The 13107-nt window shown below is 62.0% G+C and carries 12 protein-coding genes; 2 read left to right on the top strand and 10 right to left on the bottom strand.

What is annotated here, in order from left to right:
* Positions 1–68: 68 nt before the first annotated feature.
* The 5 genes from PW947_RS07565 to PW947_RS07545 form a co-directional block, all read right to left on the bottom strand.
* Positions 69–1268: a serine hydrolase domain-containing protein gene (locus tag PW947_RS07565; protein WP_299630513.1), complete on the bottom strand. Its 1200-nt coding sequence runs from the start codon at positions 1266–1268 to the stop codon at positions 69–71.
* A 163-nt stretch (positions 1269–1431) separates the two neighbouring features.
* On the bottom strand, positions 1432–1659 hold the full coding sequence (locus tag PW947_RS07560; RefSeq protein WP_299630512.1) for a hypothetical protein: 228 nt from the start codon (positions 1657–1659) through the stop codon (positions 1432–1434).
* A 478-nt stretch (positions 1660–2137) separates the two neighbouring features.
* Entirely contained in the window at positions 2138–2404 is a 267-nt protein-coding gene (locus PW947_RS07555; RefSeq protein WP_299630511.1) for a hypothetical protein, read from the bottom strand.
* A gap of 125 nt (positions 2405–2529) precedes the next feature.
* Complete coding sequence (locus PW947_RS07550; RefSeq protein ID WP_299630510.1) at positions 2530–3093, bottom strand: BON domain-containing protein; 564 nt, start codon at positions 3091–3093, stop codon at positions 2530–2532.
* A gap of 36 nt (positions 3094–3129) precedes the next feature.
* Positions 3130–4674, bottom strand: coding sequence for a sigma 54-interacting transcriptional regulator (locus PW947_RS07545; protein ID WP_299630509.1), 1545 nt, complete (start codon positions 4672–4674; stop codon positions 3130–3132).
* Positions 4675–4934: 260 nt separating this feature from the next.
* Between PW947_RS07545 and PW947_RS07540 the strand changes: the two genes are divergently transcribed.
* The gene (locus PW947_RS07540) at positions 4935–6335 is read left to right on the top strand and encodes a GntP family permease (RefSeq protein WP_299630508.1); all 1401 of its coding nucleotides are present in this window, start codon (positions 4935–4937) and stop codon (positions 6333–6335) included.
* 69 nt (positions 6336–6404) lie between these two features.
* Here PW947_RS07540 and PW947_RS07535 read toward each other — a convergent pair whose 3' ends face one another.
* Together PW947_RS07535 and PW947_RS07530 are read right to left on the bottom strand one after the other, a co-directional pair.
* Positions 6405–7691, bottom strand: coding sequence for a type II toxin-antitoxin system HipA family toxin (locus PW947_RS07535; protein WP_299630507.1), 1287 nt, complete (start codon positions 7689–7691; stop codon positions 6405–6407).
* The gene (locus PW947_RS07530) at positions 7688–7987 is read right to left on the bottom strand and encodes a helix-turn-helix transcriptional regulator (RefSeq protein ID WP_299630624.1); all 300 of its coding nucleotides are present in this window, start codon (positions 7985–7987) and stop codon (positions 7688–7690) included. Before PW947_RS07530 ends, PW947_RS07535 begins: the two co-directional genes overlap by 4 nt.
* Positions 7988–8312: 325 nt before the next feature.
* Between PW947_RS07530 and PW947_RS07525 the strand changes: the two genes are divergently transcribed.
* Positions 8313–8792, top strand: coding sequence for a hypothetical protein (locus PW947_RS07525; RefSeq protein WP_299630506.1), 480 nt, complete (start codon positions 8313–8315; stop codon positions 8790–8792).
* 54 nt (positions 8793–8846) lie between these two features.
* Here PW947_RS07525 and PW947_RS07520 read toward each other — a convergent pair whose 3' ends face one another.
* The 3 genes from PW947_RS07520 to PW947_RS07510 all read right to left on the bottom strand — a co-directional run bounded on the left by PW947_RS07520 (position 8847) and on the right by PW947_RS07510 (position 13105).
* Entirely contained in the window at positions 8847–10157 is a 1311-nt protein-coding gene (locus tag PW947_RS07520) for a sensor domain-containing diguanylate cyclase (protein ID WP_299630505.1), read from the bottom strand.
* Positions 10154–10525: a PAS domain-containing protein gene (locus PW947_RS07515; RefSeq protein ID WP_299630504.1), complete on the bottom strand. Its 372-nt coding sequence runs from the start codon at positions 10523–10525 to the stop codon at positions 10154–10156. Before PW947_RS07515 ends, PW947_RS07520 begins: the two co-directional genes overlap by 4 nt.
* Positions 10526–10708: 183 nt before the next feature.
* Complete coding sequence (locus PW947_RS07510; RefSeq protein WP_299630503.1) at positions 10709–13105, bottom strand: EAL domain-containing protein; 2397 nt, start codon at positions 13103–13105, stop codon at positions 10709–10711.
* Between the last annotated feature and the right edge of the window lie 2 nt (positions 13106–13107).

The following is a 13107-nucleotide window of genomic DNA, read 5'->3' as shown; positions in this document are numbered from 1 at the left end:
GTTTCGAAAAGTGCTGTGGGGACCGGCATGGGCTCGGAGATCGGTTGGGTGGTCTGATTCATTGCGGCCTAGTCGTCAATGGCATCGTATAGACGCCGTTCGAAATCGCGCGCCATCGGAAACGGTTCGATCGAGCGGCGCTGGATCATCATCAATCCGATCATCTGCTCGACCGGGTCCGCGAACCAGCTCGTGCCGAAGACGCCCGGCCATCCAAACGATCCCATCGACCGGTAACCGAGCGGCAACTGCTGCGCGGGATCGTCGACGATCGACAGTCCGAGTCCGAAACCCTGGCCGGCCCACACTCTGTACCCGAACGCCGGCACGCGGCGATGGCGGGCGCTCAGGAAGTTGGTGCGCATCAGGTCGACCGAGCGATGCGACAGCAATCGCGCCGCGCCGACCCGACCGCGCCCGAGCAACATCTGCGCAAATTGTAGATAGTCGTACGCCGTGGATACGAGTCCACCGCCGCCGCTTTGGAAGCGCGCCGGATTCGCCCAGCGACTCTGCGCGGGATGGTCTTCGATGACGCGCCGTTCGGTGCCGGGCGCGATGCCGTACGCGGTGGCCAGCCGCGAAAGATGCGTGGACGGCACCCAGAACGCGGTGTCGCGCATACCGAGCGGTTCGAAAATGCGCGTGCGGAAAAACTCGCCCAGCGACAATCCACTGACGCGCTCGATCAACAGACCGAGCACGTCGGTTGCAATGCCGTAGTGCCAGCGCGAACCGGGCTGGAACAACAGCGGCAACGCCGCGACGCGTTGCAGCCACGCGTCGTTGCCGCCGTCGGATTCGATGCCGTTGAAGGTCGCCGAATACGCTTCGGCGATCGGTCCGGTTGACGTGAAGTGGTAGGCGAAACCGGCGCGATGTGTGAGCAGATCGAGAATGGTCGGCGGCACGCGCACCGGCTCGGTTTGATCGAGCGGGCCGGCCGGCTCTTTCAGCACGCGCAACGACGCGAGTTCGGGCAGCCATTGTGCGATGGGCGTGTCGAGCGCGAGTTTGTCTGCCTCGATCAGCATCATCGTGGCGGCGCTGGTGACCGGCTTGGTCATCGACGCGATGCGAAACAGCGTGTCGCGCGCCATCGGCAGACGTTCGATATCGTCGCGCCAGCCGAGCGCGTCGAAATGGCCGATCTCGCCGCGCCGCCAGGCCAGCGTCACGACACCGGATACCGCGCCGCTATCGACATAGCGTTGCATTGCATGATTCAACGCGGTGAGCCGCGTCGGCGAGAAGCCTGCTGTCTGCATCGGTTGTCCTGAGGGTGGCGTGCAGGGTCCAGTCACGCCGACGAATGCCGGCTCGCAACACTCACGACCGCCGGCACCTGCCGACGGCCATAGACGACTTACGCGCAGCCCCAATACCACTAGCAGCGATGCTACGTAACGTGCGAACACTAAAGCCCGAACGTTACCGGACGCCCATGCTGACTGGACTACGACTGCGGGTGGCTTCGAGCGCCCGCAAAGCTTCATTCAGACGTTTGACGCGTTGCGCCTGCGACGGCACCAGACTCGCGCCTTGCACGGATTCAATCCGCCCACGCCAATACGACAAAGGAATACGGTCTTCAGCGCTGAGATGCGAGATTACGTGTTCCAGATGTTCAATATCTTTTTCCAGTTGATGGTGATTCATCAGTCTCCCCGGGAAACGCGCATTTGAGCTTGTTGAAAAGCATAAATCGTGCCGCTAATGTGCGGTCATTTTATTATGGGAAATTATTGCCTGCGCACTTGATTATAACTGTTGCTTCGGAAAATTTTTCATACTCCGATAAACTTAGTTACATCGCGAGTGACACGGTAAAGCCAGTGCAACATGCTGTCTGTGTGCCAGCGCACCGACAGGCCGCGCAGCCTTGCGCCACGGGGCTTTCAATTAAATAAACGGCGAGTACGATAAATCGTAAAACGCTGCAGCCATTTATCAAATACTGCGTGTCGTTTCATCAGATGAATTGCTGTTCAAACGCGCATCAAACGACGATCGGAAATGGGCATTTTCTGCGCGCGAGCTATGGAGCAGATGCACCACAAATAATAATGGCGTTCAGCAGAGCCGAACGCCATTTCTATTACGCTGACTATTTAGCCGATAATTCAGCCGGATAATCTTATTTTGCGCGGCAGGCGTAAATAAGACTGATCGTGCCATTTTCAGTCGATTGCTGAATAACGTCATAATCGCCGCCGCATTTGGCGCGCGCCTGTTGCTGACAGGAATCGGATCCGTTCGGGCACTGGACGAGCGTGGTCGCCCGGCCGTCCGGCAGAAACAGCGGCGGCGCACTGCTGCATGCACCCATTGCCGCCAGTGCGGCAACCGCGAAAGATCGCGCCACGAAGCCCGTGCGCAAGGCGAAGGAATAACTGCGTTTCATTGAATACCCCGATCGCTTTCTTGTTTTTTCGACGAAAGCGATTGTGCCACGCTCGCCTTACGGGCAGTCAACGGACGTACACGCGGCGTTTGAACGACCAAAGCAATAGCGCAGTCGCGCCGCGCTCAATCGGGCGCGGCCAGCGTTTTATAGGGCAGCGGCTTGCCGGCGCCGCCATGCGGATCGTCGGTGATGCGGATAAAAATCTGCTCGACGTCCGGAATCGCTTCGAGTTGACGGTGCAGTTCGGCCTGATCGAAGGCTTTGGGCGCGCAGCCTTCCACGTAGACGAATCGTCGCTGGATGGTGATCCATAGACTGGTGCCGGCGAATGCATGTTGTGCGTCGAAGTGCGCGCGGATCGCGTCGGCGATGGGCGCGTCGTACAGATACGAATTCGGCTTCGAGCACTCATGCGCGAGCCAGCACGTAGTGCCGCGTTCGACGCGATAGTGCGCGTCGTCGTCCATTTGCGCCTTGGTCATCAATGGCCCGAGCGGCACCGGACAACCCGCGATATCGCGCGACACAGCGAAGAATGGATCGTTGAACCAGTTCTTGCGCTCGACCGCCGTAGAAGCCGAAGCAGAAGCCGGAGCCGCCCCCGTCCCCGCCCCCGCCGCGAGTTGTTGCGCATAAACTCCCGCGCTCGCCACCAGCAGCACGCCCGCTATCGCCCAGGTTTTCATGCGTCGCCTCCGACGAAAACCGCGCCGCATCGCGAATCAGACTTCGATTCCGTATGCAGCGATCTTCTTATAAAGCGTCGCACGTCCCATGCCGATGCGCGCCGCCGCTTCGACAACGCGTCCGCCACACGCCCGCAACGCATCGTCGATAAAGCGTTTTTCGAACGCCGCCATCGCATCCGACCACGATTGCGGCGAATCGACCTCGACCGGTCTCGCATCGTCCAACGCCGCCGACGCGCTCATCGTCCCAGCGGGAGCGTGAGCGAAACTGGTAACGAGAGCGTCACCCTCTGCGCCGGGATTGAGCTCGCCGCGCCGCGCGGCCGCCAGCACCGCATCGCGCGCGGCGCCTCGCGTGGGTCCGATAAACGTGGCCAACGCCCTGGCGTCGATCCGCTCGCTATCGGACAACATCACCGCCCGTTCCAGCGTGTTACGCAACTCGCGGACGTTGCCCGGCCACGAATAGGCACACAGCAAACGCACCGCGTCATCCTGCAATTCGACATGACTGTTGACGCCGGAGCGCGCGGCCAGCTCTTCGAGCGTCGCGTAAGCGAGGGATTCGATATCGGCGAGGCGTTCGCGCAATGGCGGCGCGTGAATCGTCAACACATTCAAACGATAGAACAGATCCGCGCGAAAACGTCCGTCGGCGACGCGTGCGTGGAGATCGACGGTGGTGGCCGCGATGATCCGCACGTCCACGCGAACGCGCCGGTTCGAGTCCGGCAATTCGAATTCGCCGTCGTTCAGGACGCGCAGTAGTTTCCCTTGCAACGGCAACGACATGTCGGAGATTTCATCGATAAACAGCGTGCCGCCCGCTGCGCGTTCGAACTTGCCGATTCGCGCGGCACTGTCGAGCGCGCCCGACGCCGTGCCGAACAACTCCGCTTCGAGCGATGCCTCGGGAATCGTCCCGAGATTGACGACGACGAGCGGCTGCGTTGCGCGCGACGACGCGCCGTGAATCGCGTGTGCCAGCAATTCCTTGCCGGTGCCGGTTTCGCCCGATAGCAGGACCGGCGAATCGAGTTGCGCCGCGCGTCGCGCCTGGCGTTTTACTTCGAGGCTCGCTGCGCTGGTGCCGACGAAACTCGCGAACGATTTCCCCGGCCGACGCGCCTGCGCAAGCGATTGCCGCGTCGCGATCAATTCCTGCTGCACGCGCGAATAGTGGGAAAACAGCGGCGTCAGCGCTTTCAGTTCATCGAACAACGCGAAGCCGACCGCGCCGACCGTCGCGCCCGCATCGTCTTTCAGCGGCAGACGCGTGACGACCAGCGGTTCGCGATCCGTTTCCATGATGTCGAGCAAAATGGGCTTGCCGCTTTTGACGACTTCGCGCATCAGACTGTTTGGAATGACCGCTTCGCAATCTCGACCGATCGCCTGCTGCGGATCGGCGAAACCGAAACGCGCTGCATAGCGTTTATTGATCCACACGACGCGCGCATCCGCATCGACGATGAATGTGCCTTCGCTGAAATTCTCGAACGTTCGAAACAACGAATCCATCGCGCGCCGCAGCACGTCGCTGTAAGCGGCAGGCAGCCCCGCCCAGTCATTCATCATCCTGACTTCGTCTCCGTTTTATCGTTATGGTGTTGTCTCGTTTTGTAGACAGCTTATCTCAATGTGGAGACGTTCGACACGTCAAATCAGCCTTGAAACGTAGGGGTTTTCTCTAGTTATGATGGAATGCGAAGCGTCGCTCGTCCCGTTATTGAGACATTTATGTACAATCGTTCGCAGCGCGAGCTAAACATAAGACATGCCGCCGCAGCACTGCTGCAACGTAGGGACAACGTAGAACAACCAAGCATGGAGACTCAATGTCATTTGTCATCGTCCTCGCCGCCCTGGCGTTTCTAATGCTGGCCGCGTATCGCGGCTACAGCGTGATTCTGGTCGCGCCGCTCGCCGCGCTCGGCGCGGTGTTGCTCACGGAGCCGTCGGCGGTTGCGCCGGTGTTTTCCGGCATCTTCATGGACAAGATGGTCGGATTCGTGAAGCTGTATTTCCCGGTGTTTCTGCTCGGCGCGGTCTTCGGCAAGGTGATCGAACTGTCGGGCTTTTCCGAGTCGATCGTCGCGGCTGCGATCCGTTATATCGGACGCTCGCGGGCGAACGCGGTGATCGTCGCGGTGTGCGCGTTGCTGACCTACGGCGGCGTGTCGTTGTTCGTCGTGGTGTTCGCGGTATATCCGTTCGCTGCGGAGCTGTATCGCCAGAGCGGCATTCCGAAGCGGCTGATGCCGGGCGCGATCGCACTCGGCGCGTTCTCGTTCACGATGGATTCGTTGCCGGGCACGCCGCAAATCCAGAACATCATCCCGACGACGTTTTTCAAGACGACGTCATGGGCCGCGCCGTGGTTGGGCGTGATCGGTTCGGTGTTTATCATCGTGGTCGGCCTGACGTTTCTCGAATGGCGACGTCGCCGGGCGATGGCTACCGGTGAAGGCTACGGCACGTCGCTGGTGAACGAACCGGAGCGCGTCGCATCGACGAATCTGCCGCATCCGCTGCTGGCGGTCGCACCGTTGATTCTGGTCGGGGTCGCGAATTTCGTGCTGACCCGAATGATTCCCGTCTGGTACGGCGCGTCGTACACGGTATCGTCCGACGTCTTGCCCGGCATCCATGCGCCGGTCACGACGCCGATCAAAACCGTGGTCGCGATCTGGGCCGTCGAAGGCGCGTTGCTGCTCGGTATCGTGCTGGTGGTGCTGACGGCCTTCGGTCGTGTGCGCGAGCGTTTTGCCGTGGGCACGAAAGCGGCGGTCGGCGGCGCGTTGCTGGCGTCGCTGAATACGGCGTCGGAATATGGTTTTGGCGGCGTGATTGCCGCGCTGCCGGGCTTTATCGTCGTCAGCGATGCGTTGAAGAGCATTCCGAATCCGCTCGTCAATGCGGCTGTCTCGGTGAGCTCGCTCGCGGGGATTACCGGCTCGGCGTCGGGCGGCATGAGTATCGCGCTGGCGGCGATGTCGGACCTGTTCATCAAAGGCGCGGATGCCGCGCATATCCCGCTGGAAGTGCTGCACCGCGTGGTCGCGATGGCCAGCGGCGGGATGGATACGCTGCCGCACAACGGCGCGGTGATTACGTTGCTGGCGGTGACGGGATTGACGCACCGCGAGTCGTACCGCGATATTTTCGCGGTGACGGTGATCAAGACGATGGCGGTGTTCTTTGTGATTGGTGTGTATTACGCGACCGGGATTGTTTGACGCTGGTGACGTAACGAAGTGTTGAGCAGTCACGACGCGGCCCGGCTTTGGGATAAAAGCCGGGCCGCGTTACGTTTGGTCGTGCTCGAAGGCGGGTGCGAACGCGGCAAGCTGCCTGTGCGACATACCCACTTCGGGGCCCAACGCGACAGCACGCCAATTCCGGACCGCCTGCCGCACTTCGCCGAGGATCGCGCGCGCGGCTTCATTGGTGAGGCCGAAATACTGGGCATGGTCGAGCAACATGTCGACATCGGTGATCGGGCCGGTTTCCTCGGATAACCACGTCCTGGATTCCCGATCACGGTCGGGAAATGGATTGACGTCGAATGCGGGGGCGAGCCGCCACAGTCCATCTGCGACGTGCAGGAAACCCAGGTTATTCAGGTGGTCGTCCGTATTGGTGATCAGCAGATTGAACACCAACCGGCGCCATAGCTCCACGATGTCCTCTACGGGCCGGACGCCGCGTGCCCGGATAGCGTCGACGATTTCGAAATAACTATGCTCGTCATGGCGCGATGCCTGGAGCATCGAGCTCGCCGACAAATAGGGAATTCGTCCATTTTTGACGCCGCGATCGAAACGCGTGATAACCGCCACCGGCGTCGAATCGAGTTCGACGATCCGCGCCTCGGCCGTGGTGATGCTCGCCGCTTTCGCCAGCTTGAGCGCAAGCACTTCACCGCGGGTTACATCGCGCTCGTCCGTCACGCTCGGAAATTTGCCCAACGCGAGCGTGCCGTCGATATCCAGCAGCGTGCATTTGGGCCGCATTCCGCCGAGCGATGTGCCCTTGCCCATCAGATACTTGAGGTCCTGCTCGGACTCCTCGCCTTTCTCGACGGCTCGCGTGGCCACATACATTTTCTCCAGTTCGACGATGGGCGGTGTCTTGCGCCGGCCTTCCTCGATGGTCTGGTAGTAGCTGCCCTTGCCGTTGTGAAGCCGGAGCGCGCCGAGTCGGCTGAAGTCGTCGACCGCCAGCAGAAAATCAAGCGCGTTGAGCGCGGCAAGCGTCGCGTCTTTCTTGCGACGCTTCGCGTGCGCCCGCATGATGACCCGTCGCCCCCACGCATCGGGTTCGGTATCGGCGAGCGCGAATGGAAACGGGGAATCGGCTTTCGTCGGCGCTTTGCGAAACCGACGGTCCGGTGTGAGCGGCAAGTCGGGCGAAATCTCGAAGCGGCCGGTGTCGTTGAGCCACGTCGTCTCGTAGACGAAGCTCGTATGTTCACGCGCGTTCTGTTTGACGTACGAGAGCTGTCCCACCGGAATGCCCGCCTGCCCCAACGATACCGCCACCTGGACCGAGACTGCCCCTTGCGCGGCTCGCGTGGGCTTCGTCGCCGTCATAACGCACCTGGTGTGTCGTCGCCTTTGGGCTTCTTGCGACGTGCGCGCTTTGGAACCTGTTCGTCCATCAAGGTCAGTCCTATTTCGTCACGTGTCGTATCGAGTAAGCCCGCGAGGGAGTCGATTTCGCCAAGCACGTACAACGCGCGCGCGATGAAATGAACCGGGATACGCGGATCTCCCTTTTCCATCCGTCGGACCGTTGAAACCGAGGCCCCCATTCGGGCCGCCATCGACGCCTGCGAGATGCGGCGTCGCCGACGCGCGAGCGACAGATCAGCGCCAAGCTTGGACATAGCGCGAGCCACCGGCAGCGGCGCGTCGAACGAAGCACGCGTTTCAGGTTTCTGAACGGTCTGTTCAGCACGATTATCTGTTGATTTCGTTCCCATAAGAATGATTATAGGCAACATTTCAGGCAATCAATTAAATAAGCTCTAACCGGTCCGATTAGAACATTTAAATCTTAAAACCGTTCCCAACAGAACACTTAACCTGGCCCGAACATCCAGCAAACACCCCACCTCCACCTCTGCTACGATTAACCCAGCTCCCCCGGCATGCATCCCGCCGCCTCGCCACATCACAGCCTTCCGTCCGGAGCGGCCGCCGGCCAACGCCATGAAAAAACGCCTCCCCTCCACGCTCGCGGCGGCCGCGCTCATCGGCCTCGGCACGTGTCCTGCCGCTGCAGACGCCCAGGAACTCGACGCCCATCTCGATTGCAAATCCAACGCGCACACGTTCATTTCCTCGCTGCTGACCGACGCGGTGATCGAGCCCAAACCGATGCGCGTCGAAAAGAACTCGGTGAATGCATTCCGGCCGGTGCGCGGCACGAAGCTGACCGCGTTCGGATTTCGTGTGTATGCGGTCGTCGGTTACGAACAGGGCGACGACATGTTCAAACCCGGCTCGGGCGAGCCGCTCTCGCATCCGGTCTATGGCGTGGTGGTGTCGGGGTCGATGGACAAGGTGACGCAGCGGGTGAAATCAGCCGGCATCGATGCCGACACGCGCGAAGTCACCCCGCTTCTGATGACCGCAATCATTTGCAGCGGGCCGTCGCTTCAGCCGTCGAGCCAGTCGCCGTCGCAATAACGCCGATACCCGCAGCCGCGATCGTCACGCACAGCGCAACCGCAACCACGCACGCTACCGCGCATCGCCCGCGTCATCGCTCCCGATCCGCACGCAATTGCGCCCCGCGCGCTTCGCGTCGTACAGCGCGCGATCGGCGGCCGCCAGCATGCCTTCCACCGTCATCCGCTCGCCGCGCAGCGTCGACACGCCCGCGCTGATCGTCACCCGTTGCGGTCCCGCGGCCGTTTCGAACTGCGCATGGTGGATCGCCGCCCGCAGCCGTCCGGCGATCACCGCCGCCTCGCCGACCGTGGTGCCCGGCAGCAACAGCACGAACTCCTCGCCGCCCAGCCGCGCGACCATATCCGACGCGCGCAGCACGCCTTTCGCCTCGGCGACGATCCGCTTCAGCACGTCGTCGCCGGCTTGATGCCCGGCCGTGTCGTTGATGCGCTTGAAGTGGTCGGCGTCGAACATCACCACCGATAGCGGCCGGTCACGCCGCCGCGCACGCGCCACTTCGGCTTCGGCTGTCTCGAAGAAATGCGCGCGATTGCGCGCGCCGGTCAGATGATCGGTGCTCAACAGCCGCGCGAGGTTGTCGCTCGTGACCTTGCGCTCGGTGACATCGCGAATCACCACCGAATAACCGGAGAAATCGTCGTCGTCCTCGCTCAGCACCGACACGAGAATCTGCGCCCAGTAACGCCGTCCGCCTTTGGTTTCGCACCAGCATTCCTCGACGTGCCAGCCTTCGTCACGCGTCAGCGCCATATGCTCGGGCAACGGATGTTGCGCCGCCTCTTCCGGCACGTAAAACCGGTTCAGCGACTGGCCGATCACGTCGGCTTCGGTAAAGCCGGTCATCCGCGAGACAGACACGTTCCAGGTATCGATGCAGCCGTTCGCGTCGAGCGTGAAAAAGGCGAAATCGTTGACGGTCGCGTAGATGCCCGACAGCCACGATTCGGTCTGACGGGCGCGCCGCTCGGCCGCGACTTCTTCGGAAATATCGGTCAGCACCGTCATCAGCATGTCGGCGTTGATCTTGATGATCGAGCACGCGAGCACCGACACGCGACGCTCGTCCGGCGTCACATAGACGCGATGGTTCTGACAGATCCGGCCACGCGGCGCGCCGAAGCTATCGACGAGATTGCGCAATTCCGGCGCGACCGACGCCAGCCCGTCGAACAGGTTCAGGATGTTGCCGGCTCTTGCGATGGGCATCAGCAACTGCGCGGCGAGCGGATTCATCATGTCGATCTGACCCGCGCGGTTGCTGCGCACGATGCCGACCGGCGACAGATACATAAACGACAGCAGCGACTCGTAATCCGACTCGCCGTCGATGCCGTCCGCTTCGGCCGCCGACTCGCTCACCCTGCCACCCGCCGCTCGACCAGCACGTAGCGCGTGCCGGCGTCCGGTGCTTTCAGCAGACGCAGACGCACCGGCGTGGGTCGCATACGCAGCGTCAGCACGTACGGGATCACCGCGTCGATGGTGGGTTCGTCGTCGAAACGCTGGGCGACCATGAAGTTGTTCATGCAAGGCGCGACTTCGTCGAAGAAGTGCTTGCCGACCACGCGCGACTGACTCAAGCCCGCGTTCTTCGATTCCGTCGCGTTGTAGACGGTCACGATCGCGTCCGGTGCAAATCCGATCACGCCGAAAGGCAGTTCATCGAGTTGCGCAACGTCTGCGAGCATCAGTTGCTGAATCGAGACTGCATCAAAATCAGTGTTCATTGTCTGGCCATGCACGAAAGCCCGAGACGCCTTCCTGCTCACAGATCGCGCGTCGGGCCGGTTATCGGATCGCGGCATGCGCGTCGAATTGCCGCGCTTGCCGCAGTGACATCATAGCGGCTTCCTGTTTCGCGAACTTCGCTCACGCGCAGGCCGCGCCGCCGCAACGCCGCCTGTCCGGGCTCAATCCCGGCGCGTCAGCAGGCCCGCGTAATCGCGCGCGACGATCAGTTCGTCGAGATGCGCGGCCGGTTGCGGCCGGTTCAGCAGATAACCCTGCACATAGTCGCAATTTACCTTGCGCAAGATGTCGAGTTGCGCCTCTTCCTCGACGCCTTCGGCGATCACCTTGATCTCCAGACGGTGCGACAGTCCGACGATGCCTTCGACGATCGACTGGGTCGCCGCATCGTGCGCGACTTTCGACGTGAAATGCCGGTCGATCTTCAGCGTATGCGGCGCAAAATCCGCGAGATATTTGAGACTCGAATAGCCGGTGCCGAAATCGTCGATGGCGATCCGCACGCCAAGCCGTTTCAGCGCAACGATCGCCTTGCGCGCTTCCTGCGGGTTTTGCATCAGCGCCGTTTCGGTCAGTTCGATTTCCAGCTTGCCGGGCGGAATGCCGTGCTTGTGCAACGCACGTTCGACCTGTCGCACGATCATGTCGCCGCCGAGTTGCCGCGCCGACACGTTCACCGAAATGCCCAGTTCCATCGCGCCCGCGCGCCGCCACGCCGCCAGTTGCTGCAACGCGCTGTTCAGCACCCACACGCCCACATCCGCGACGAAGCCGGTCTCTTCGAGAATCGGAATGAACACGCCGGGCGGAATCAGCCCGCGAGTCGGATGATTCCAGCGGATCAGCGCCTCGGTGCCTTGCACGCACAGCGATCCGGTCTCGTGGATCGTCTGGAAGTGCAACAGGAACTGGTTCGAATTGAGCGCTTCCGGCAAGTCGCGTTCGAGTTCGAAATCGCCGATGGTTTCGGCCGCTTCCTTGCCCGCGAAACGAAAGCCGTTGCGGCCGTTTTTCTTCGCTGCGTACATCGCGACATCGGCGCTGCTCAGCAACGCTTCGTGATCGGCGCCGTGTTCCGGATATTGCGAAATCCCGATCGACGCCGTCATGTACACACCCGTCCGGTCTTCGAGACGGGTGCGCGCGAGTTCCGCGAGCAAGGTCTGCGCAATCTGCTCGAAGCCGGGCCGATCGGTCGCGGAATCGACCAGCACGGCGAATTCGTCGCCGCCGAGCCGTGCGATAAACGCATCGGCAGGCAGCGCGGCCTTGATCACGTCGCCGACCTTCCTCAGCAGATGATCGGCGGCCACGTGACCGAGCGTGTCGTTCAACACCTTGAAGCGGTCGAGATCGACGAACAGCAAACCGAACGGAATCCCGGCGGCGCAGCGCCGCTCGATATCGCGCAACAGCGCGGCGCGATTCGCCAGTCCTGTCAGCGAATCCGTATAGGCAAGCCGGTCCAGCTCGATGATCCGCTGCTGCTCGCCCGTCACGTCCTGCGTGATACCGACCACGCGCAGCACCTTGCCCGCTGCATCGCGAATCGGAAAACCCGTGCTGCGCAGACAGCGTTCCTCGCCGTCACGTTTGATCCAGTACTGCACCTTGCCGTCGGTGCCTTCCGCGACGATCCGGTGCATTTCGCGCAAAACCGGCGACACGCTGTCCGGCATCACCAGATCGAGCCACGCCGACGGCGTCGTTTGAAACACCTTTTGCGTGAGTCCGAACAGGCGCTCGCAGCCGGCGGTGATGTAGTGGAAGTGATCGTAGTTCGCGCTGTACGAATAGAACACCACCGGCATGTGCAATTCCATTTCGCACATCAACTCGCTTTTGGAGCGCAACTGGTCGATCAGCGCGGCCTGCGCCGACACATCCGACGACGCGCACACGACCGCGATCACCGTGCCGTTTTCGTCCTCGATCGGGCTCAGACGCGACTCCCACGTTTTGGCGGTGCCGCGCATGGTCTGACAGACGCCGCGAAACGCGGTGCGCTCGCCAGCCAGCGCGCCGTTGAACGCCGCGTGCGCGGCGACGCTGTCCACGCCGTGCCAGAAACCCAGCCAGTCGGCGCCCGTGATGTCTTGCGGCGACGCCACATCCATCAGCTTCGCGCCGTGCTCGGAAATGCGCAGCATCCGGCCGTCGAGATCGAGCAGCTTCATGCATTCGCGGTTGGTGTCGAGCAGCGCGCTCGCGAGCGTCATCGCGGCGGTACGACGAATCCGTTCGCCGACATGCCGGTAATAGGCCGCCAGAAAAGTGCCCGCTGCGAGCACCGCGATGCCGGTGACGCGCACGCCGTGCGGCACGGTCGATGGAAACTTCGTCCACAGTTGCAGCCAGACGCACAGCGCGCCCGCAACGAACGCGCCGGACGCCGTCAGCACCGCGCCGAGCGTGCCGATCGAACGGCCGCCCGCATACCAGTTGACGAAGAAAGCGAGGAAACGGCGATTGCGCGGCGCGTCGCGATTCGACGATCGCGCGCCGCCCGTCGACGCATCGTCGAACAGATGTTTGAGGCGCCCCAGGTTCATTTTCATGC

Origin of the sequence: Paraburkholderia sp., assembly GCF_028283785.1 — a bacterium.
GTDB lineage: Bacteria > Pseudomonadota > Gammaproteobacteria > Burkholderiales > Burkholderiaceae > Paraburkholderia.
The sequence above is the reverse complement of the archived record's forward strand: the minus strand, read 5'-3'. Positions and strand labels throughout refer to the sequence as shown.